This window comes from Paenirhizobium selenitireducens ATCC BAA-1503, assembly GCF_900492185.1.
In the GTDB taxonomy this organism is placed as follows: domain Bacteria; phylum Pseudomonadota; class Alphaproteobacteria; order Rhizobiales; family Rhizobiaceae; genus Allorhizobium; species Allorhizobium selenitireducens_A.
In genome coordinates this window covers 212,236-231,381 of record NZ_UEYP01000002.1, presented here as the reverse complement: position 1 = coordinate 231,381, position 19,146 = coordinate 212,236, and the positions used below count along the sequence as shown (strand labels likewise).

General features: G+C 62.9%; 20 protein-coding genes. 9 read left to right on the top strand and 11 right to left on the bottom strand.

Annotated elements, in window-relative coordinates; translation table 11 throughout:
• Positions 1–502: 502 nt before the first annotated feature.
• The 3 genes from gor to rpiA form a co-directional block, all read right to left on the bottom strand.
• The gene (gene gor / locus RHIZ70P_RS04895; RefSeq protein WP_115669268.1) at positions 503–1,891 is read right to left on the bottom strand and encodes a glutathione-disulfide reductase; all 1,389 of its coding nucleotides are present in this window, start codon (positions 1,889–1,891) and stop codon (positions 503–505) included.
• A gap of 128 nt (positions 1,892–2,019) precedes the next feature.
• Complete coding sequence (locus RHIZ70P_RS04890) at positions 2,020–2,556, bottom strand: DUF2059 domain-containing protein (protein ID WP_115669267.1); 537 nt, start codon at positions 2,554–2,556, stop codon at positions 2,020–2,022.
• An 18-nt stretch (positions 2,557–2,574) separates the two neighbouring features.
• Complete coding sequence (gene rpiA / locus RHIZ70P_RS04885; RefSeq protein ID WP_115669266.1) at positions 2,575–3,273, bottom strand: ribose-5-phosphate isomerase RpiA; 699 nt, start codon at positions 3,271–3,273, stop codon at positions 2,575–2,577.
• A 155-nt stretch (positions 3,274–3,428) separates the two neighbouring features.
• On the opposite strand from rpiA, the gene gph reads away from it, so the two are divergent.
• The gene (gene gph / locus RHIZ70P_RS04880) at positions 3,429–4,109 is read left to right on the top strand and encodes a phosphoglycolate phosphatase (protein ID WP_115669265.1); all 681 of its coding nucleotides are present in this window, start codon (positions 3,429–3,431) and stop codon (positions 4,107–4,109) included.
• 34 nt (positions 4,110–4,143) lie between these two features.
• Here gph and RHIZ70P_RS04875 read toward each other — a convergent pair whose 3' ends face one another.
• The 4 genes from RHIZ70P_RS04875 to RHIZ70P_RS04860 all read right to left on the bottom strand — a co-directional run bounded on the left by RHIZ70P_RS04875 (position 4,144) and on the right by RHIZ70P_RS04860 (position 8,311).
• Positions 4,144–6,036 carry a L,D-transpeptidase family protein gene (locus RHIZ70P_RS04875; protein WP_115669264.1) on the bottom strand — a complete coding sequence of 631 codons (1,893 nt, stop codon included), beginning with the start codon at positions 6,034–6,036 and terminating at the stop codon, positions 4,144–4,146.
• A 326-nt stretch (positions 6,037–6,362) separates the two neighbouring features.
• Positions 6,363–7,409, bottom strand: coding sequence for an ACR3 family arsenite efflux transporter (gene arsB, locus RHIZ70P_RS04870; protein WP_115669263.1), 1,047 nt, complete (start codon positions 7,407–7,409; stop codon positions 6,363–6,365).
• Positions 7,410–7,457: 48 nt separating this feature from the next.
• Complete coding sequence (locus RHIZ70P_RS04865) at positions 7,458–7,952, bottom strand: arsenate reductase ArsC (RefSeq protein ID WP_115669262.1); 495 nt, start codon at positions 7,950–7,952, stop codon at positions 7,458–7,460.
• 11 nt (positions 7,953–7,963) lie between these two features.
• Positions 7,964–8,311: a metalloregulator ArsR/SmtB family transcription factor gene (locus RHIZ70P_RS04860; protein WP_328588175.1), complete on the bottom strand. Its 348-nt coding sequence runs from the start codon at positions 8,309–8,311 to the stop codon at positions 7,964–7,966.
• 140 nt (positions 8,312–8,451) lie between these two features.
• Between RHIZ70P_RS04860 and fumC the strand changes: the two genes are divergently transcribed.
• The 5 genes from fumC to RHIZ70P_RS04835 all read left to right on the top strand — a co-directional run bounded on the left by fumC (position 8,452) and on the right by RHIZ70P_RS04835 (position 13,440).
• A complete protein-coding gene (fumC, locus tag RHIZ70P_RS04855) occupies positions 8,452–9,843 on the top strand; it encodes a class II fumarate hydratase (protein ID WP_115669260.1) in 1,392 nt (463 codons plus the stop codon).
• A 49-nt stretch (positions 9,844–9,892) separates the two neighbouring features.
• The gene (locus tag RHIZ70P_RS04850) at positions 9,893–10,153 is read left to right on the top strand and encodes a ribbon-helix-helix domain-containing protein (protein WP_115669259.1); all 261 of its coding nucleotides are present in this window, start codon (positions 9,893–9,895) and stop codon (positions 10,151–10,153) included.
• Positions 10,154–10,160: 7 nt separating this feature from the next.
• On the top strand, positions 10,161–10,445 hold the full coding sequence (locus RHIZ70P_RS04845) for a type II toxin-antitoxin system RelE/ParE family toxin (RefSeq protein ID WP_115669258.1): 285 nt from the start codon (positions 10,161–10,163) through the stop codon (positions 10,443–10,445).
• A gap of 95 nt (positions 10,446–10,540) precedes the next feature.
• Positions 10,541–12,148 (top strand): fumarate hydratase, encoded by a 1,608-nt coding sequence (locus tag RHIZ70P_RS04840; RefSeq protein ID WP_115669257.1) that lies wholly within the window; start codon positions 10,541–10,543, stop codon positions 12,146–12,148.
• A gap of 224 nt (positions 12,149–12,372) precedes the next feature.
• Entirely contained in the window at positions 12,373–13,440 is a 1,068-nt protein-coding gene (locus RHIZ70P_RS04835; protein ID WP_115669256.1) for a GGDEF domain-containing protein, read from the top strand.
• Between the two features lie 15 nt (positions 13,441–13,455).
• Here the strand turns inward: RHIZ70P_RS04835 and RHIZ70P_RS04830 are convergent, their stop codons facing one another.
• The 3 genes from RHIZ70P_RS04830 to RHIZ70P_RS04820 all read right to left on the bottom strand — a co-directional run bounded on the left by RHIZ70P_RS04830 (position 13,456) and on the right by RHIZ70P_RS04820 (position 15,983).
• Positions 13,456–14,253, bottom strand: a complete 798-nt coding sequence (locus RHIZ70P_RS04830) for a M15 family metallopeptidase (protein ID WP_115669255.1) — start codon at positions 14,251–14,253, stop codon at positions 13,456–13,458.
• Positions 14,254–14,364: 111 nt separating this feature from the next.
• Entirely contained in the window at positions 14,365–14,973 is a 609-nt protein-coding gene (locus tag RHIZ70P_RS04825; RefSeq protein ID WP_115669254.1) for a pyridoxamine 5'-phosphate oxidase family protein, read from the bottom strand.
• A 71-nt stretch (positions 14,974–15,044) separates the two neighbouring features.
• Positions 15,045–15,983 carry an alpha/beta hydrolase gene (locus tag RHIZ70P_RS04820; protein ID WP_115669253.1) on the bottom strand — a complete coding sequence of 313 codons (939 nt, stop codon included), beginning with the start codon at positions 15,981–15,983 and terminating at the stop codon, positions 15,045–15,047.
• A 47-nt stretch (positions 15,984–16,030) separates the two neighbouring features.
• On the opposite strand from RHIZ70P_RS04820, the gene RHIZ70P_RS04815 reads away from it, so the two are divergent.
• Entirely contained in the window at positions 16,031–16,498 is a 468-nt protein-coding gene (locus tag RHIZ70P_RS04815) for a MarR family winged helix-turn-helix transcriptional regulator (protein ID WP_115669252.1), read from the top strand.
• 29 nt (positions 16,499–16,527) lie between these two features.
• Here the strand turns inward: RHIZ70P_RS04815 and RHIZ70P_RS04810 are convergent, their stop codons facing one another.
• Positions 16,528–16,890: a gamma-butyrobetaine hydroxylase-like domain-containing protein gene (locus RHIZ70P_RS04810; protein WP_115669251.1), complete on the bottom strand. Its 363-nt coding sequence runs from the start codon at positions 16,888–16,890 to the stop codon at positions 16,528–16,530.
• 209 nt (positions 16,891–17,099) lie between these two features.
• Here RHIZ70P_RS04810 and moaA point away from each other — a divergent pair, with 209 nt between their 5' ends.
• The gene (gene moaA, locus RHIZ70P_RS04805) at positions 17,100–18,089 is read left to right on the top strand and encodes a GTP 3',8-cyclase MoaA (protein WP_115669513.1); all 990 of its coding nucleotides are present in this window, start codon (positions 17,100–17,102) and stop codon (positions 18,087–18,089) included.
• Between the two features lie 139 nt (positions 18,090–18,228).
• Positions 18,229–19,140, top strand: coding sequence for a DMT family transporter (locus tag RHIZ70P_RS04800; protein ID WP_115669250.1), 912 nt, complete (start codon positions 18,229–18,231; stop codon positions 19,138–19,140).
• The last annotated feature ends 6 nt before the right edge of the window (positions 19,141–19,146 follow it).

Here is a 19,146-nt window from a genome sequence, read left to right as displayed (position 1 = left end):
TTGAACTGTAACTGGAATATCAGCCACCCCCAGTCGTTTCGTCCGGAAGCGATGGAGGCTGGCGTCCATCGAAAAATTGTCATACTCTAATTTTCGGAGGCGACGGGAGAGGTCGCATCCGGATTGCGTGCAGTCAGCTTCGCGCCAGCCTCGACGGCTACGGGAAGCAGGTGCGGCCATTGTGCCCATGTGTTTGTAACGATCATGAGGATCTGTGCTATGGCGTATGATTGGAGTGGTGTTCGTACCAGGCGTATCCGGCGGCTGAAATTTGTAGTCGCTTCCTGTCTCGGACTGATGGCGCTCGCGGCGCCGGTTCTGGCCTTCACCTGAAGAGATTTTTCGCTCGCAACGGAACCGTCATGACGTTCCGGCGTTTGAGCTTGGTCGGATAGGCGCTTTGGCGCCTGTCCGAGGTTCCTTCCGCATCAATTGCCCCGTCCCGTCGACGGGGCATTTTTCGTTCGAAACGACTTCGGCCCGGAAGGCGGCGGTTGCGGTTTCAGACCCGCTCACCGTTTTTCACCCGATAGCTGGGATTGTACATCGTCACCAGTTCTTCGGCCGCCGTCGGATGGACCGCCATGGTGCGATCGAAATCGTCCTTGGTGCAGCCGGCCTTGAGCGTGATCCCGAGGATCTGCGCCATCTCGCCGGCATCGTGCCCGAGGATATGGGCGCCCACGACCTTGCGGTCGGCGGCATTGACGATGAGCTTCATGATCGTCTTCTCGGCGCGACCCGAAAGCGTCGCCTTCATCGGCCGGAACTGGGCGCGGTAGACTTCGAGATCGGCGAACCGCTTGGCCGCCTCCTCTTCCGAAAGGCCGACGGTCCCGATCTCCGGCTGCGAGAACACCGCGGTCGCAATCATGTCGTGATCCGGCGAGGTCGGATTGTTCTTGTATTCGGTCTCGATGAAGCACATCGCCTCGTGGATCGCCACCGGCGTCAACTGCACCCTGTCGGTGACGTCGCCGAGCGCGAAAATGCTCGGCACATTGGTCCGCGAATAGGCATCGACAATGATGGCCCCGCGCTCGTTCGTCTCCACCCCGGCCGTCTCCAGGCCGAGACCTTCGGTATAGGGGTCGCGGCCCAGCGCCAGCATGATCTGGTCGGCCACCAGTTCCCCGCCGTTCTTGGTTTCGGCCAACAGCCGGCCGTCGGCGCCCTTGCTCACCTGTTCGATGATGTCATGGCACAGGATGCGAATGCCCTTGGCCTCCATGGCCTCGTGCAGGCCGTGCCGCATGTCGTGGTCGAAGCGGCTGAGGATCTCCGCGCCGCGATAGATCAGCGTCGTCTCGACGCCGAGGCCGTGGAAGATGTTGGCGAACTCGACCGCGATATAGCCGCCGCCGGCGATCACGATCGCCCGCGGCAGTTCCTTCAGGTCGAAGGCTTCGTTGGACGAGATGCACAGTTCATGACCGGGCAGCGCCGCATGCGGATTGGGAGCGCCGCCGACGGCGATGACGATCTTTTCGGCGGTCACGATCTTGCCGGACTTCAGCAGGCGCACGCTGTTCGGCCCGGCCAGCTCGGCCCGCGTTTCGAGAATCTCGGCGCCGGCATTGTCCAGCCCCTTTCGGTAAAGCCCCTCGAGCCGGGCGATTTCGCGGTCCTTCGCCGCAACCAGCGTCGGCCAGTCGAAACGGCTCTCGCCGACGGTCCAGCCGTAGCCCGCCGCATCCTCGAAATGCTCGTGGAACTGCGAGGCATAGACGAACAGCTTCTTCGGCACGCAGCCACGGATGACGCAGGTCCCGCCGAAGCGGTATTCCTCGGCGATCGCGACCTTCTTGCCGAGCGAAGCGGCAACACGGGCGCTGCGCACCCCACCGGAGCCGCCACCGATCACGAACAGATCATAGTCAAAACCGGACATGGCGTTTCTCCTTGCAGATCATTGGGCAGGTCATCGATGGGGACAGCGGCCCAGATATAGGATCGCCCTCCCCCAAAAGAAAAGCCCGGAACGCGTCCGGGCTCTGTGTTCAGGCGGCTAGCCCGCGATCAGGGCTTGGCGGCCGGCGCAGCCGGTGCGGTTGCGCCGACCTCCTTCAGCATGGCTTCATTGGCCTGCTTTTCGAGATCGCGAGAGATCCCGGCCGTCCAGATGTCCGCGGCCTTCATCAGTTCGCGCATGGCGATCGGCCCGTCCTTGAGCAACTTCTTGCCGGCCTCGCTGGTGTAAAAGGTGGTGATCACTTTGAGCTCCTCGGCGGAGAAGGCCTTGGCATAGACCAGCGCGGCCTCCCGCTCCAGATCACCGCGGCGCGGGGCAAGCTTGATGGCCTCGGCATCGACCGTCTCGGAGATCTTGCTCTCCAGATCAGGATAGGCCTGGATGAGCTGCGTCTTCAGCTGATCCGACACCGCCGGCAGGATGGTGTCGAAACGGTCGGTCACGCCAAGCGCGGTAATAGCCGCGCGGGCCGCCTGCACGTGTTCCGGCGCGACGTCCTGGGCCTGGGCGACCGGCCCCATGAACAGGCTACCGGCAATGACGGTGACAGACGCGAAACGTCCCAAGCTCGAAAAATTGACCATGAAATCCACAGCTCCTGTCTAGTTCTTTGCGTCGATGACCCGCGCGCCGGCCGGACCGGCGATAATGGCAAGCGTGGCCAGATTGATGAATAGCCCGTGCTCGACCACACCCGGAATGGTATTGAGCGCGATAGCCAAGGCCTCTGCATCAGGAATACGGCCAAAAGATGCGTCGAGAATGAGGTGTCCGCCGTCAGTGGTGAAGAGACCGTCGCCGGAGGCGCGCAAGGTCATGGCACCGGTCAGCCCCAGCCGTTCGGCCGCCTTCTCCACGGCGATACAGGTCGAAACCTGGCCGAAGGGATTGATTTCGATCGGCAGCGGAAAGCGGCCGAGCGTCTCGACGACCTTGCTTTCGTCGGCAATCACGATCATCTTTTCGGAAGCCGCCGCAACGATCTTTTCCCGCAGAAGTGCTCCGCCGCCGCCCTTGATCAGGCGCAGCCGGCCGTCCACTTCGTCGGCCCCGTCAATGGTGAGATCGAGTTGCGGCAGTTCGTCGAGCGACTTCAGCGGCACGCCGAGTTCGAGGCACAGGCGCGCCGTGCGCTCCGACGTCGGCACGCCTTCGACCTTGAGGCCGCCTGCTACCTTTTCCGCCAGAAGCCGGACGAACTCCTCCGCGGTAGAACCGGTGCCGATGCCGAGACGCATTCCGTCCTCGACATGCTCCAAAGCCGCTGCCGCAGCCTTTATCTTCATTTCGCGGGCGTCCATGCGCCAAAAGCTCCTGTCCGTTTCGTCGACAGCTGTTTACACGCCTCGCCGGGCAAACGAAAGCCCCTTTCCGATACCGCTGTATCGGTTGCCTTTTGCCCGCATTTCGCCTACCCGGCTAGTGCGATCCCGCATTCCCTGAGCAGTGACGGAGCATGCCCTTGAAAGCCCCCACGATCGTCTTCGACCTCGACGGCACGCTCGTCGACACGGCGCCCGACCTGGTCGCCAGCCTCAACCACACAATCGCCGTCGCCGATCTGCCGCCGGTGGGTTACGAGGATCTCACCCATCTGGTTGGCCAGGGTGCCCGCGCCATGATCGCCCGCGCCTTCGCGCTGCGCGGTGCGCCGCTCGCGGATGAAGACCTGCAGCCGCTGCTCGATCGCTTCATCGCCCATTACATGGCGGGAATGCCTGGGGACAGCCGGCCCTATCCGGGCCTCGTCGACGCCCTGGGACGTTTGAGGGAGGCCGGCTTCCGGCTCGCCGTCTGCACCAACAAGATGGAATCGCTGGCCTTGCCGCTGATCGAGAAGCTGGGGCTGGCCCACCATTTTTCGGCCATTGCCGGCGGCGACACCTTCACCGTGCGCAAGCCCGATCCGGGCCACATAACCGCGACCATCCAGCGGGCCGGCGGCGATCCGCGCTTGGCCGTCATGGTCGGTGACAGCGTCAACGACATTCTTGCCGCGCGCAATGCCGGCATCCCCTCCATCGTCGTGCCGTTCGGCTATTCGGATGTTCCCATCGCCGAGCTCGGAGCCGACCGGCAGATCGATCACTTCGACGAACTGACGCCGGACCTGCTCGCGCAATTGCTGCGGAAATGAAAAAAGGCGGGTCATCCACCCGCCTTCGTCATCGTTAGCCGCGCGGGGCGCGGGCGTCGCTGGTCGCCTTGAAGGCCTTGCGGGTCGCCTCATCCCGGTCATACACGTCTTCGAAATAATCGATTTCGCCGTCCTTGTTCGGCCAGGCGGTGAAATAGGAAACATAGACCGGGATCTTCTGCGGCACCTGAACCGCGCGGTTCTGCCCGGACGCGATCTGCTTGGCGATCTCGGCCGTCGTCGTGCCCATCACCGCCGCCGCCATCACGCGCGGCTCGGCCAGACGTACGCAACCATGGCTGAGCGCCCTCATGTCGCGCTGGAAGAAGCTCTTTGACGGCGTGTCGTGCATGTAGATCGCATGGCTGTTGGGAAACAGGATCTTCAGCTCGCCCAGCGCATTGTCACCACCGGGCGGCTGGCGCACATCGACACTGTGGGTGGTGTTCCAGTCGACCTGCGTCGAGGAAACCTTGCGACCGCCATAGCTCACCTCATAGCCGAGGCGATCGAGGTAGGACGGATCGCGGCGCAGCTTCGGCAGCATCTCGTTGACGATGATCGACTTCGGCACGCCCCAGTAGGGGTTGAACTCCACCGTCTCGATCTGGTCCTGGAAGAAATAGGTCTGGTTCGACTTGGAACCGACGACCACCCGCATCGCCAGTTGCTCGCGGCCCTCGTTGACGAAATAGGCGGTATAGGACGGCTGATTGATGAACACATAGCGCTGTCCCAGATCATCCGGCAGCCAGCGGATCTGTTCCATGGCGACGATCAGCTTGTCGATCTTCTCGGCATTGCTGTGGCCGGTCAGCGCCCGGATGGTCGCGCGCCCGACGACGCCATCGGGCTTCAAACCCTTTTCCTCCTGGAAAGCTTCGACGACGGCGACGAGGTCGGGCGTGTATTCCGGCGTGCCCGCATAGCCCGCAAGCGCTGCAGCATGCTCGGCCTTGAGCGCATCCGACCCTTCGGCCTTAATTGCTGCGAGGATGTTGGAGAGTTCAGCATTGCTCTGGCCGGGCTTCAACAACGTGCCTGGAGCAATCTCGACCCGAGCCCCGGCCTGGCTGTCGGCGGCCCGCAAGCGGGCGAGCTCCGCCGCCATGGCCTTGAACTGCGCATTATCGGGATCGCGCGAGCGTAGATAGGCGGCAACGTCCGGGCTCAGCCGCAGCATGTTGAGCACCGGCTTCAGGTTGACCGACTTGCGCTTGAAGTCGTGATAGCCGGAAATCTTGTTCGGATCGATCCGCCCCCGCTCCGTGTCGGCGGCATAGGAGAGCAGCTTTGCCGAAAGCGTCACCTCGAACCGGGCGAGATCCCGGGCAAGCCTGTCGGGGTCGGCCGGGTCGGCCGCCTCGACCGGCACCGGCACGGCATAATCCTCAGGGGCAAGACCGACCGCATCGGCGGCGGCAAGACCGGCAATCGACTGGCGCGCGCGCTCGGTCAGGCCGGCCTCGGTGACCCAGATCAGCGGCTTGTTGTCTGCATAATAGGCCTCGACGGCTTTCGCCACCTCGTCTGTGGCGCGCACGCCGGTGTCGGCGAGGAAACGGCGCACCTGCGGCTGGTCGCTGGCGACGGACGGGGTCGCGGCATCAAGGCCCGTGGCAGCGGGTGCGGCGGTTGCGGACGGCAAGACCGGTGCCTTGATCGCGATCGCCCGCGTCGCTTCGGGCTTGTAGGTGTAATAGCGCGGACCGGCAACCTTCGGCAGCGGCTCGGGATCGCCCATCTCCAGCCCGCCCCGCGCCTGGGGCTCGATGATCGAGCGCAGTCCGGGTCTCTCGCTGGATCTGCCCGGCCCGCCGCGCAAGAGGTCGAGAAGCGTGGCCGCCTCGGCCGCCGGGGGCAAGGCCGAGAAGGCCGTTATCGCGGCAAGCGCTGTCGTTGCCGCGATCTTGGTGTAATTGGTCATTCCTGCACTCGCTCCAGCTCTGTCGTCGCGAAGCGGCAACCGGGAGGCTGCCGCCGTTCATGGCGCGGTTCACTAGCCGATAGGCATATCATTGAAAAGTTGTCGCCGCTTCGCCCGCGGCGCCGGCCTGTTTCAATTCTGCGTGAATCCACGACGTCCGGCGCACCGGCACATCAGCGGACTTTAATGAAAACACTGGTTAAATTTTCTTTACCCCTCGCCACGTTACTGTGGACAGGCTCGAATGGCCGTGCGGAAGCCCGCTCATTTAGGCGGGACACGTGCCAAATATGACACGGCCGACAGAGGCGGCCGGGCCGATCGCATCAGGCGGGAAAATAGCGTCGCGTGCTGTTGGCGACCGCCACGAGCGCCAGCATCGCAGGCACCTCGACGAGAACGCCGACGACCGTGGCCAGCGCCGCACCGGAATTGAGCCCGAACAGGCTGATCGCGACGGCGACGGCAAGCTCGAAGAAATTGGACGTGCCGATCAGCGCCGCCGGTGCGGCGACGTTGTGCGGGAGGCGCCAGAGATAGGACCAGCCATAGGCGATGATGAAGATCAGCACATTCTGCAGCAGGAGCGGTATGGCGATCAGCACGATGACGAGCGGCGAGGCAACGATCGTCTGGGCCTGGAACCCGAACAGAAGCACGACGGTCGCCAGCAGCCCGACGATTGAAAAGGGCTTGAGGGTGGCCGTGAATCCGGCCACGGCCTCCCCGTCGTGGCGCGCGTCGAGCCGCCGGCGCGTCAGATAACCGGCCACGAGCGGAATCACGACATAGAGGATGACCGACAGCAGCAGCGTTTGCCAGGGCACGACGACTTCCGTCACGCCGAGCAGGAAGGCGGCGATCGGCGCGAAGGCGACGACCATCACCAGATCGTTGATCGACACCTGAACCAGAGTGTAGTTCGCGTCACCCCGGACCAACTGGCTCCAGACAAAGACCATCGCAGTGCAGGGTGCCACGCCGAGCAGGATCATGCCGGCAATGTATTCCTTGGCATCTTCCGGCGAAACGAGCCCGGCAAAGACATATTCGAAGAACAAAACGCCGAGAATGGCCATGGTGAAGGGTTTGATCAGCCAGTTGACCACGAGCGTCACGCACAGCCCCTTGGGTTTACGCCCGACATCCTTCAAAGAGGCGAAGTCTATGCTGACCATCATCGGGTAGATCATCACCCATATCAGCACCGCGACGACCAGGTTGACGCTGGCATATTCGATCGCCGCGACAGCCTGAAACAAGCCGGAAAAGGACAAGCCGAGGCCGACGCCGGCCGCGATGCAAAGCGCGACCCAAATCGACAGATAGCGCTCGAAAAAGCCGAGCGGGGACGGAGACGAAGTCGAGGACATGAAAATACGCCGATCGTTGACAGGAATGGTGCGCGACAGCCGCGCCTTTTAGGATTTGCCGATCTCGCTCACCCGCTTCTGCAGGGCGAGCCTGTCGAGGCTGGCGATCGGCAGGTTGACGAAAATGGAGATCCGGTTGCCCAGCATCCGGTAGGCGTCGGCAAACGCCAGCGCCTTCTCCGTCTCGGTTCCCTCCACGGCGGCAGGGTCCGGCACGCCCCAATGGGCCGTCATCGGCTGGCCCGGCCAGACCGGACAAGCCTCGGCGGCGGCCGAATCGCAAACCGTGAAAACGAAATCCATTTTCGGCGCACCGGGCACGGCAAACTCGTCCCAGCTTTTGGAACGCAGACCGGAGGTATCGTAATTGGCGCGCTTCAGCAGATCGATCGCCATCGGGTGAACCTCACCCTTGGGATGCGAGCCCGCGGAATAGGCCGTGAACCGCCCCCGCCCCTCACGATTGAGGCAGGCTTCTGCGAGGATGGAGCGCGCCGAATTGCCGGTGCACAGGAACAAGACATTGAAATGCTCTTGGGTCATGGAAGAGGCCTCTAGCAACGACAAGTAATTTCATCGAGAATCGGGCGGCAGATCTCCGGGGAGCCGCCGCAGCAGTCCTCCAGTAGAAAACCCATGAGTTCGCGCATGCAGTCGAGATCGGCCCGGTAGCGGATGTGGCGCCCTTCCCGCTCGCCCGCGATCAGCCCGGCATTGGCCAGCACGGTCAGGTTCGCCGAAAGCGTGTTGGCGCGGAAGTTCAGGGCTGTGGCGATCTCGCCGGCGTTCAGGCCCTCCGGGGCATGCCGCACCAGCAAGCGAAAGACAGCCAGGCGCCCTTCGTGACCGAGGGCGGAAAGGGAATCGAGTGTCTGTTTCGTATCCATAATTCCAGAAATCATGAAATATCGAAATTTACAAGATGGCCCTGTCGCTAATTTTAACCTGAATTCAACGCTCAAATATTGAGGAGGCCATTGGCACCACACCACGCTGGGGCTAAATATCCCCTCTCGCAGCAGATTGAGAGCAAGGTCACCCGATGAGCAATATCCGCACGGAAACAGACACATTCGGCCCGATCGACGTCGCCGCCGATCGCTATTGGGGCGCGCAGGCCGAGCGCTCGCGCGGCAATTTCAAGATCGGCTGGGAAAAACAGCCGCTTTCCGTCGTGCGTGCCCTCGGCATCGTCAAGCAGGCGGCGGCCCGCGCCAACATGGCGCTCGGCGGTCTCGATCCGGCGCTCGGCCAGGCCATTGTGAGTGCCGCGCAGGAAGTGATCGACGGCAGGCTCGACGACCATTTCCCGCTCGTCGTCTGGCAGACCGGTTCCGGCACGCAGTCCAACATGAACGCCAATGAGGTGATATCCAACCGGGCTATCGAAATGCTCGGCGGCGTCATGGGGTCGAAGAAGCCGGTGCATCCCAACGACCACGTCAACATGAGCCAGTCGTCGAACGACACCTATCCGACGGCGATGCATATCGCATGCGCAGAACAGATCGTCCGCCACCTGATTCCAAATCTCAAACATCTGCACCAGGCCCTTGATGCCAAGGCGAAATCCTTTGCCCACATCATCAAGATCGGCCGTACCCACACCCAGGATGCCACCCCACTGACGCTCGGCCAGGAGTTCTCCGGCTATGCCGCCCAGGTCGCCTCGGCGATCAGACGGATCGAGCTGACGCTGCCGGGCCTTTACGAACTGGCCCAAGGCGGCACTGCCGTGGGCACCGGCCTCAACGCGCCCATCGGCTTTGCCGAAAAGGTGGCGGAAGAGATTGCGGCGATCACCGGCCTGCCCTTCGTCACCGCCCCGAACAAGTTCGAGGCGCTCGCCGCCCACGACGCCATGGTCTTCTCGCACGGCGCGATCAACGCCGCCGCCGCCGCCCTGTTCAAGATCGCCAACGACATCCGCTTCCTCGGCTCCGGCCCGCGCGCGGGTCTCGGCGAACTGGCGCTGCCGGAAAACGAGCCGGGCTCGTCGATCATGCCGGGCAAGGTCAACCCGACCCAGTCAGAGGCGCTGACCCAGGTCTGCGCCCATATTTTCGGCAACAATGCTGCCATCACCTTCGCCGGCAGCCAGGGCCATTTCGAACTCAACGTCTACAATCCGATGATGGCCTACAACTTCCTGCAGTCCGTGCAGCTGCTCGGCGATGCGGCCCGCTCCTTCACCGACAATTGCGTCGTCGGCATCGAAGCCCGCGAGGACAATATCAAGAAGGGCGTGGAAAACTCACTGATGCTGGTCACCGCCCTCAATAGCCGTCTCGGCTACGACACCTGCGCCAAGATCGCCAAGACCGCCCACAGGAACGGCACGACGCTGCGCCAGGAAACGGTCGGCGGCGGCTATCTCAGCAACGAGGAGTTCGACGAACTGGTGCGGCCGGAGCTGATGATCGGTCCGAAGTAAGGAAGCCGGCAACCTTGATGGCGTCCGCCTTCTCGACTAGGTTGAGCCAATGACCAGTTCACCCAAGAGACCTCTCACCGTTTCTCTCGATCCGGCCGACATCGACCGGATCGAAGCGGCTGTGGCGTCTGGCGACTTCACATCGGCAAGCGAGGTTGTCGAAGCCGCTCTTTCCCTCTGGGCCGGTACGAACACGGACAGGGATTTCGACCGCCGGCTGAAAGCGGCCTATGACAAAGGCAAAGCCAGCGGTCCGCCACGCGAACTGCGCCTGCCAGACCTGCTGCGCGACCTTAAATCAGCCGGCTAAGTCCGTCATGTCCTATGTCTTCAGTCCCAAGGCGGAGCAGGACCTCAGGGACATATGGCGCTGGGTCGCGGCGCAAAACGAACCGGCAGCCGATGCTCTGCTTTCCGCATTCTTCGATAGGCTGGAGCTTGCCGCGCAATACCCTTTGATGGGCGTAAGGAGACCGGATCTCGGCGACATTGCCCGCATTCTCGTCGTTGGCAATTACGTCATAATCTATGAGCCCCACGATGCGCATCTTCTCGTCGTTGCGATCATCCACGGCGCCCGCGATATCGAACACCAGCGATAGGCAACGCCTCCCCACTTTGGAATCATTGCAAAACGGCTATTGTCGGACTAGACGGAAGCGGAAATTTCCGCTCCCTGTTCCGCTAAAGGTCCCCCATGGCTGACGCTCTCTTTCCCCTCGGCGAAGACACCACTCCCTACCGCAAGATTTCCTCCGACTACGTATCCATCGACACCTTCAAGGGCCAGGACGTCCTGACCGTCGAACCGGAGGGCCTGCGCCTGCTCGCCGAGACGGCGTTTGCCGACATCAACCATCTGCTGCGCCCGGGGCACCTGAAGCAGCTCGCCTCCATCCTTTCGGACCCCGAAGCGACCGACAACGACCGCTTCGTCGCCTATGACCTGCTGAAGAACGCCAACATTGCCGCCGGCGGCGTGCTGCCGATGTGCCAGGACACAGGCACCGCGATCATCATGGCCAAGAAGGGCCGCCGGGTCTGGACCGAGGGCGGAGACGAGGTGGCGCTCGCCAAGGGCGTGATGGATGCCTACGAGCGCAAGAATTTGCGCTATTCACAGCTGGCGCCGCTGAAGATGTTCGAGGAAAAGAACACCCGCACCAACCTGCCGGCACAGATCGACATCTACGAGGAAGGCGAGGACGCCTACAAGTTCCTGTTCATGGCCAAGGGCGGCGGCTCGGCCAACAAGACCTATCTCTACCAGGGCACGCCCTCGCTCCTGACCCACGACCGCATGATCGAGTTTTTGAAGGACAAGATCCTGTCGCTCGGCACGGCGGCCTGTCCGCCCTACCATCTGGCGATCGTCATCGGCGGCCTGTCTGCCGAGATGAACCTGAAGACGGTCAAGCTCGCCTCTGCGCGTTACCTCGACAGCCTGCCGACGGAAGGTTCGGAATCGGGCCACGCCTTCCGCGACCTGGAAATGGAGCAGGAAATCCACAAGCTGACCCAGTCGCTTGGCGTCGGCGCCCAGTTCGGCGGCAAGTATTTCTGCCATGACGTGCGCGTCATCCGCCTGCCCCGCCACGGCGCCTCGCTGCCGATCGGGCTCGGCGTTTCCTGTTCCGCCGACCGCCAGGCGCTCGGCAAGATCACGAAGGACGGCATCTACATCGAGCAGCTGGAAACCGATCCGTCGAAATACATGCCGGAGATCGACGAGACGGCACTGTCCTCCTCCGTCGTGAAGATCGACCTCAACCAGCCGATGAGCGCGGTCCTTGCCGAGTTGACCAAGCACCCGGTGAAGACCCGCCTGTCGCTGACCGGCACCATCATCGTCGCCCGCGACCTTGCCCATTCCAAGATCCGCGAGCGGCTGGAAAAGGGTGAAGGCATGCCGGAATACCTGAAGAACCATCCGGTCTATTATGCCGGCCCGGCGAAGACCCCGACCGGCTATGCCTCCGGCTCTTTCGGCCCGACGACCGCCGGCCGCATGGACAGCTACGTCGACCAGTTCCAGTCCTTCGGTGGCTCCATGGTCATGCTCGCCAAGGGCAACCGCTCGCGCGCCGTGCGCGAGGCCTGCAAGAAGCACGGCGGCTTCTATCTCGGCTCGATCGGTGGCCCGGCGGCACGCCTTGCCCAGGACTGCATCAAGCATGTCGAGGTTCTCGAATATCCGGAACTCGGCATGGAGGCGGTATGGAAGATCGAAGTCGTCGACTTCCCGGCCTTCATCGTCACCGACGACAAGGGCAATGATTTCTTCCAGGAATTCAATCTCGGCTGAGAGATCGGCAAGAGAATTGCACCATGAGGGCGGCGCGCAAGCGGCGCCCTTTCTTCTTGGTTCACCGAATATTATAAATGTATCAACGACTTGGATGGCGACCACCGGCTCGGCATAGATTTTCGCCGATGAAATCACGGGTACTCGTCATTAAATATTTCCAAACAAATTTGATCTAACAATCAGAAAGGATCATGGATCCGAAAGATCAATGGAGTTCGCCTATGAACACGGCAACGACGCCGAAGGCGCAGATTCCCGATATATCGGCGCAGATCACCTATGCGATGCGAAGCATGGGCGTTGCTCCTATTCCGCGCAATTACGAACTCTTCTACGAAGCCTATATCGGCTCCAATCCGACCCTGACCCGGGATCTGGCCGCGCTCGGCAGCAAGGCGACGCAGGACGAACTCGACGAGATCGGCCAGCAATATTTCGGCAATCACCAGAACCGGGTGGTCGAGAGCGCTCATTCGAAGATCGTCAGCGAACTGGACGGTCTGCTGCGCCTGTTGAAACAGGAGCAGACATCGCTCGAAAGCTACAACAAGCTGCTTGGCGAGACCTACACCCGCATCAGTTCGAAGAACAACACCAGCGCCGACATCCTGCGCAGCGCCATCACCCTTCTGTCGGAGGCCACCGGCGACACCATGGCCCACGGCTCCCAGACGGTCGAGCAGGTCAGCCAGAAGTCTCAGGAAATGGACCAGGTCCGCAAGGAGCTGGACGAATACAAGCGCATCGCCAACACGGATTCGCTGACCCGCATCGCCAATCGTCGCGCCTTCGACGAGCGGCTGGCGTCGATCTACAATGCCACGTCGAGCGCGCCGCTGACTGGCCTGGTGCTGGCCGACATCGACAATTTCAAGAAGATCAACGACACCTATGGCCATCCGGTCGGCGACAAGATCCTCGCGACCGTCGCCACGGTGATCCGGGCCAATGTCCGCAAGGATTGTTTCGTCGCGCGCACTGGCGGCGAGGAGTTCGCCATCATCGTCGAAGGTCATAGCGCCGAGGAAGTCAACCTCATGTGCGAGCGCGTCCGGACCGCCCTGGAGACGACACCCTTCAAAAACTCGAGGACCGGTGTGAACTACGGCCCGATCACCCTGTCGCTCGGCTTCTGCATGGCGGGTGAAGCCGAAGATCCGGGCGAACTCTATGCCAAGTCCGACATCGCGCTCTACTGCGCCAAGAATGCCGGTCGCAACCGCACGAAGATCTTCGAGGACGGCATGAAGAAGGACTTCACCAAGAGCTGGCTGATCTACAAGCGTTAATCCCCGGCCAATCGCTCACGGACAGGCGGAAGCGCCGCTTTCCCGGGCGATCGCAATCAGTTCCGGCCGGTATTCGAAGTGCATCGTGTCGTAGTGATACCAGCGCCCGCCCCAGATAAAGCCATGCCGCTCGAACACATCGATGATCGCCAACGGGAACTTGTTGGCATAATGGGGCACCTTGCCCGGCTTGCCCCCGGACCAGATCCAGTAGTCGGCGAACTTGGTGTTGATGTCGATCGCCGCACCGAAACTGTGGACCGACATGTTCGGCGCGTTCGCCACCTTGCGCCAGTTGAACGTGCCGGCCGAGGGCACCAGATAGCGCTTCAGCTCCGGTCTTGACGCCAGTTCGTCGCGGACCTTTTCCAGCGCCGCCGCCGCACCCTGTCTTTTCGTCACCCGAACGCTCTCGCCGAACCAGGTCACCTTGACCAGCGAGCGCTCCACCTCGCGTGCCGATGCCCCGTAGAGCCGCATCATCAACGGATCGCTGCGGATACGACCGGGATCGACATTGACCGCCGGCTTCGTTTCGCATGGCCCGACCGGATAGACCTGCGAGAGGCTGTCCTCGACATCGCCCTGTGCGAGCTTGGCGAAATGATCCTTCGCCTTGCCGTCATCGATCAAAAGCGGTTCGCCGCCGTCCCGAAAGGTCAGGCGGCCGTCCTCTATGCCGGCAAGCGTTTCGGGATAGGCCGCAACGAGAAGCCGAAGCTTTTCGTCAAGTCCCAATTCGCCGGCCCGTGCGGCACAGGATGCCAGCGCAAATCCCAGGAACAGCAGTGCAAACGATCCGACGCGCTTCATCCGCCCCCTCCTTGCTGGCTGTCATAATCCCGCAGCCAAAGCGTCGCATGAGCGGTCGGCTCTGACAATGCGTCACGCCGCCGCCGAGAAAGGGAGCGCCGCGACGGCTGCTCACCACATGGTCTTGGCGGCGCGCTCCGGCCATTGCCGGTCATAGGTTTCCTTGTCGAAATCGGCTTGCGCCGCCTTCAGCAGATCGCCGGGCGTCGGCAGGATCTTCGGATCGACAAAGCCCTCAGGGTTCCACAGATCCGCCCGCATGATCGCCCGGGCGCACTGGAAATAGACCTCGCCGATGGTGACCAGCACCACGCAGCGCGGATGCTTGCCGTCCATCTCGAAGCTGTCGAGCACGTCGGCATCGACCGAGACGACGGCCTGCCCGTTGACCCGTATCGCCGTGTTCGAGCCGGGAATGAGGAACATCAACGCGACGCGTGGATCGCGCACGATATTCATCAGCGAATCGATCCGGTTGTTGCCGCGCCAGTCGGGAATGGCGAGCGTCTTTTCGTCTTCCACCCGCACGACCGCGCCACGATCACCGCGCGGCGAGCAGTCCAGACCTTCCGGACCGACGGTCGCCAGCGCCATGAAGGGCGAGCGCTCGATCATCAGGCGATAATCCGCGGTCAGCGCCGGCGTCACCTTGACGAGCGAGGCTTCCGACACGCCGCCGTAGATCTCCCTGAGCGCGTCTGGGGTGCGGATGATCGTCATGGCCTCTCCTTCCAGGTCTGTCGCGACGGGACGCGGCGCGCGCCGTCGGCCCCGTTTACGAGAAGACCCTATCAGACGGATGACGCCGTGCGCAGCCTCACCGTTTCGCCCATTTCGCCAGTCGAATCGTCACCAACAAGAAAGTTCGAGACGGTGGCCACCACCTCCGGCGCGCTGACGATGCGCCGATGCCCCTGCCCGTTCGCCCAGTGATGGCGAATGTGATGGGAAACGCCGAGATAGCGCTTCGCCTGGTCAGCGCCGACCTCCTTGTCGTCCTCGGCATGGACCACCAGCAGCGGCCGGCCGAGCCTGCGCGCGATCGCCACCCCGTCCAGCGCCTCGACCGGGCAGCCGACCCGCCGCTCGGTTCGCGCGACAAGGGCCCGAGCGGTCCTCGGGTTGAGGCCGGCCATCGTGACGAAACCGTCGAAGACATCCTCGATCCGCGACGGCGAGCCGATCACGGCAAGGCGTTGAACCGAAAAGGCCGGCACGCCGGGGAAACTGCCGCCGGCAGCGGCCATCAGCGCCGCGCCACCGAATGAGTGGCCGACCGCCGCATCGAAGGGGCCGAACCGCGCCTGCGCCTCGGCCATGGCTTCGGCCGCCATGCGCATGTCGAGGGTCCGGCCGGACGAACGGCCGTGGCCCGGCAGGTCGAGTACGAAGACCTCCGCGCCTGCCTCCCTCAGCCCCATGGCGAGGTCGGCCAGATATTCGGCGCGCGAGCCCCAGCCATGGACGACGAGGAGGCGCGGCGCCGAGCAACGCGGCGCGCCGATCCTGCGGAGCCCGACCTTCGCGCCTCGGACCTCGAGCATCAGCCTTTCCGCCGTGGAGAGCTTGCGCGCGCCGTCCGCAAAGGACTGCCGGGCCTTGGCCGCCTTCGGCCGCTTGGGCGGTGTGTGGCAGAACAGAGCCAGGGCCAGGCGGCTCGCCAGATCCGGTGAAATACGTCCCAGCGTCGAAAAACCGAATCGGGTGACCTTGGCCGCAAAGGATGGCATAGTCGGAATCCTTGAAACTGTTCAACTATGAACAATAAAGTACAACGATGAACAAAAATCAAGCCCTGCCCTGGGACCATCCGCGATTCAAGAGCTGGGTCAGCGTCGGTCGTGCCTGCCAGCTCATGCAACAGGCGCTGACGCGGGCGCTTGCGCCGCTCGACATCAAGCCGCCGCATCTCGACATTCTCGTCAATCTCTATCGTTTCGAGGCGATCTCGCAGCAGGAACTGGCCCGCAAGCTGCTCGTCGGACGCTCCAACATGAGCATGCTCCTGCCGCAGATGGAAAAACGCGGCCTGATAGAACGTCGCGCGGATGCCAGGGACAAGCGGATCCTGCGCCTCTTCCTCACAGACAAAGGCCGCGAACTGACCGTGAGGGCCATGGCCATCCAGACCGACCTGATCGAACGCATATTGTCGGCAACGCCGATCGAGGACTGCCTGCTGATGGCCGGGACGATGGAGAAGCTCATAACCCGCCTGATGAGCGAAGAAACCGCCGGCGAGTGATCGCCGCTGGTCGGCACGTAGTCCCGATGTCAGCGATGATCGCGGCTGAGGCCCTTTTGCGTCAGTTCGCGTTCGTATTCGGCGAACTTTGCCTCCCCGGTCTCGCCCAGTTCGCGCAGATAGCTCCAGGTGAAAATTCCGCTGTCATGCCCGTCGTCGAAAGCGATGCGAACGGCGTAATTGCCGGTCGGCGCCACCGCCCGAATCGCCACGTCGCGCTTGCCCGGCACTGTGACCTTCTGGCCGGGTCCGTGCCCCTGCACCTCGGCCGAGGGCGACAGCACCCTGAGCAGTTCCGCCGGAAGCGTGGCCACGATCCCGTCGTTGAACGTCACCGACAGCATCTGCCGGTCCTTCGACACCTTCAACTCGCTTGGCCAGAAATCGCTCATGTTCGCATCCGTCAATTGTCGCCCGAAGTCGAGCACTATGCCTGCCTCTTGTGCAGCGCAAGACATTTTGCCGGGATGATGTGCACCCATTTGCTTGACGCGGCGCGCCGTGGTGACCATCTTGCTCATATAAACGGGGAGGTCATGCTTTGAATTCCAGTGCCGGTCCATGGCGGGACGCAACCGCGCTTGCGCCGAACGACGCGCCGATGATCGACCCCTTCGGGCGGGCCGTCACCTATCTGCGCGTTTCGGTCACCGATCGTTGCGATTTCCGCTGCACCTACTGCATGGCGGAAAACATGAATTTCCTGCCAAAGAAGGACCTGCTGACACTCGAGGAACTCGACCGGCTCTGTTCCGCCTTCATTGCCAAGGGCGTACGAAAGCTGCGCCTGACCGGCGGCGAGCCGCTGGTGCGCAAGAACATCATGTTCCTTTTCCGCAGCCTGTCCCGGCATCTGGAAAGCGGCGTGCTCGACGAGCTGACCCTGACCACCAACGGTTCGCAGCTGTCGCGCTTCGCCGCCGAACTCGCCGATTGCGGGGTTCGCCGAATCAATGTCTCGCTCGATACGCTCGATCCAGATAAATTCCGGACGATTACCCGCTGGGGCGAGTTCGACAGGGTGATGGAAGGCATTCGCGCCGCCCAGGCCGCCGGCATCCGGGTCAAGCTCAACGCCGTCGCCCTCAAGGGCTTCAACGAGGACGAGATCCCGGAACTGATGCGCTATGCCCATACCAATGACATGGACCTGACGCTGATCGAGACCATGCCGATGGGCGAGACCGGCGAAGACCGCACCGACCAATACCTCCCCCTGTCCGTGGTCCGGCGTCGGCTGGAGGAGAGCTTCACGCTCACCGACCTGCCGCTCTCCACCGGCGGGCCCGCCCGCTATGTGCGGGTCGAGGAGACCGGCGGCAAGCTCGGCCTGATCACGCCGATGACGCATAATTTCTGCGAGAGCTGCAACCGCGTACGCCTGACCTGCACCGGCACGCTTTACATGTGCCTCGGCCAGGACGACGCCGCCGACCTGCGCACCGCGCTGCGCGCCTCGTCCGACGACGCCTTCCTGTCGGCCGCGATCGACGAGGCGATCGGCCGCAAGCCGAAGGGTCACGATTTCATCATCGACCGCAACCACCTCCGCCCGGCGGTCGCCCGCCACATGAGCGTCACGGGAGGCTGAACCGTCGCCGGCTGTGCGTGGGCGGGTTCAAACACGTCGCATGCTGCTTTTTCCACTCCCCCTCACAAGCCATCATCGGCAAAACGCTCGGCTGTCGCCTCCCATGGGTCGAACCTTGCAGATTCCAGGAATTCCCCGCATGGCATTGTCCAATAATTCCAAGGGAGCGCTGCTGATGGCGCTCGCAATGGCCGGCTTCACGTTGAACGATGCCTTGAGCAAGGCTGTCACCCCGCTGATGAATGTCGGCCAGCTGATGTTCGTGCGCGGCGCGCTGACCACCATTCTGGTCTATGCAGTGGCCCGCCAGATGGGCGCGCTCGGTCATATCCGCCTTTTGATACAGCCCATGGTCCTGCTGCGCATGCTGTTCGAGACGCTTGCCGCCATCACCTTCCTCAATGCGCTGGGCGCCATGCCGCTCGCCAATGTCTCGTCCATCCTCCAGGCCTTGCCTCTGGCGGTCACGCTTGGGGCTGCCCTTTTTCTCGGCGAGGCCGTCGGCTGGCGGCGCTGGACGGCGATCGCCGTCGGCTTCGTCGGCGTATTGATCATCATCCGGCCCGGCCCGGAAGGCTTCACCATGGCGGCGCTCTACGTCGTGTTGAGCGTGGTCTTCGCCGCGGCCCGCGACCTTGTGACGAAGAGGATCGACCCCGGCATTTCCTCCCTGGCCATCACGCTTTCGACCGCCGCAGGGATCACGGTCGTCGGCGCGGCGCTGATCATTCCCTTCGGCGGCTGGCAGCCGATGAGCGGCTCGACCTTCGGTATCATGGCTCTGGCCTCGTGCCTGATCTTCGTCGGCTACCTGGCCATCGTCATGGCCATGCGCACCGGCGAGATTTCCTTCATCGCCCCCTTCCGCTATACCAGCCTGCTCTGGGCCGTAGCGCTCGGCATGATCTTCTTCAACGAAGTCCCCGACATCTGGATGGTCACCGGCACCGTCATCGTCATCGGCTCGGGCCTTTATGCCTTCTACCGCGAGAACAGGCGTCGCGCGGAAGCGGCACGGCTGGAGGCGGCGTCCGGAGGACCTGCGCCGTGAGCCAGA

Coding starts and splice junctions, on each gene's coding strand:
- RHIZ70P_RS04830 (WP_115669255.1), bottom strand. CDS start 14,253: ATGAAGCGCGTCGGATCGTTTGCACTGCTGTTCCTGGGATTTGCGCTG.
- RHIZ70P_RS04825 (WP_115669254.1), bottom strand. CDS start 14,973: ATGACGATCATCCGCACCCCAGACGCGCTCAGGGAGATCTACGGCGGC.
- moaA (WP_115669513.1), top strand. CDS start 17,100: ATGATCGACCCCTTCGGGCGGGCCGTCACCTATCTGCGCGTTTCGGTC.
- RHIZ70P_RS04890 (WP_115669267.1), bottom strand. CDS start 2,556: ATGGTCAATTTTTCGAGCTTGGGACGTTTCGCGTCTGTCACCGTCATT.
- RHIZ70P_RS04820 (WP_115669253.1), bottom strand. CDS start 15,983: ATGCCATCCTTTGCGGCCAAGGTCACCCGATTCGGTTTTTCGACGCTG.
- rpiA (WP_115669266.1), bottom strand. CDS start 3,273: ATGGACGCCCGCGAAATGAAGATAAAGGCTGCGGCAGCGGCTTTGGAG.
- RHIZ70P_RS04815 (WP_115669252.1), top strand. CDS start 16,031: ATGAACAAAAATCAAGCCCTGCCCTGGGACCATCCGCGATTCAAGAGC.
- RHIZ70P_RS04845 (WP_115669258.1), top strand. CDS start 10,161: ATGTCCTATGTCTTCAGTCCCAAGGCGGAGCAGGACCTCAGGGACATA.
- arsB (WP_115669263.1), bottom strand. CDS start 7,409: ATGTCCTCGACTTCGTCTCCGTCCCCGCTCGGCTTTTTCGAGCGCTAT.
- RHIZ70P_RS04875 (WP_115669264.1), bottom strand. CDS start 6,036: ATGACCAATTACACCAAGATCGCGGCAACGACAGCGCTTGCCGCGATA.
- RHIZ70P_RS04865 (WP_115669262.1), bottom strand. CDS start 7,952: ATGACCCAAGAGCATTTCAATGTCTTGTTCCTGTGCACCGGCAATTCG.
- RHIZ70P_RS04835 (WP_115669256.1), top strand. CDS start 12,373: ATGAACACGGCAACGACGCCGAAGGCGCAGATTCCCGATATATCGGCG.
- RHIZ70P_RS04840 (WP_115669257.1), top strand. CDS start 10,541: ATGGCTGACGCTCTCTTTCCCCTCGGCGAAGACACCACTCCCTACCGC.
- RHIZ70P_RS04850 (WP_115669259.1), top strand. CDS start 9,893: ATGACCAGTTCACCCAAGAGACCTCTCACCGTTTCTCTCGATCCGGCC.
- RHIZ70P_RS04860 (WP_328588175.1), bottom strand. CDS start 8,311: ATGATTTCTGGAATTATGGATACGAAACAGACACTCGATTCCCTTTCC.
- gph (WP_115669265.1), top strand. CDS start 3,429: ATGCCCTTGAAAGCCCCCACGATCGTCTTCGACCTCGACGGCACGCTC.
- gor (WP_115669268.1), bottom strand. CDS start 1,891: ATGTCCGGTTTTGACTATGATCTGTTCGTGATCGGTGGCGGCTCCGGT.
- RHIZ70P_RS04800 (WP_115669250.1), top strand. CDS start 18,229: ATGGCATTGTCCAATAATTCCAAGGGAGCGCTGCTGATGGCGCTCGCA.
- RHIZ70P_RS04810 (WP_115669251.1), bottom strand. CDS start 16,890: ATGAGCGATTTCTGGCCAAGCGAGTTGAAGGTGTCGAAGGACCGGCAG.
- fumC (WP_115669260.1), top strand. CDS start 8,452: ATGAGCAATATCCGCACGGAAACAGACACATTCGGCCCGATCGACGTC.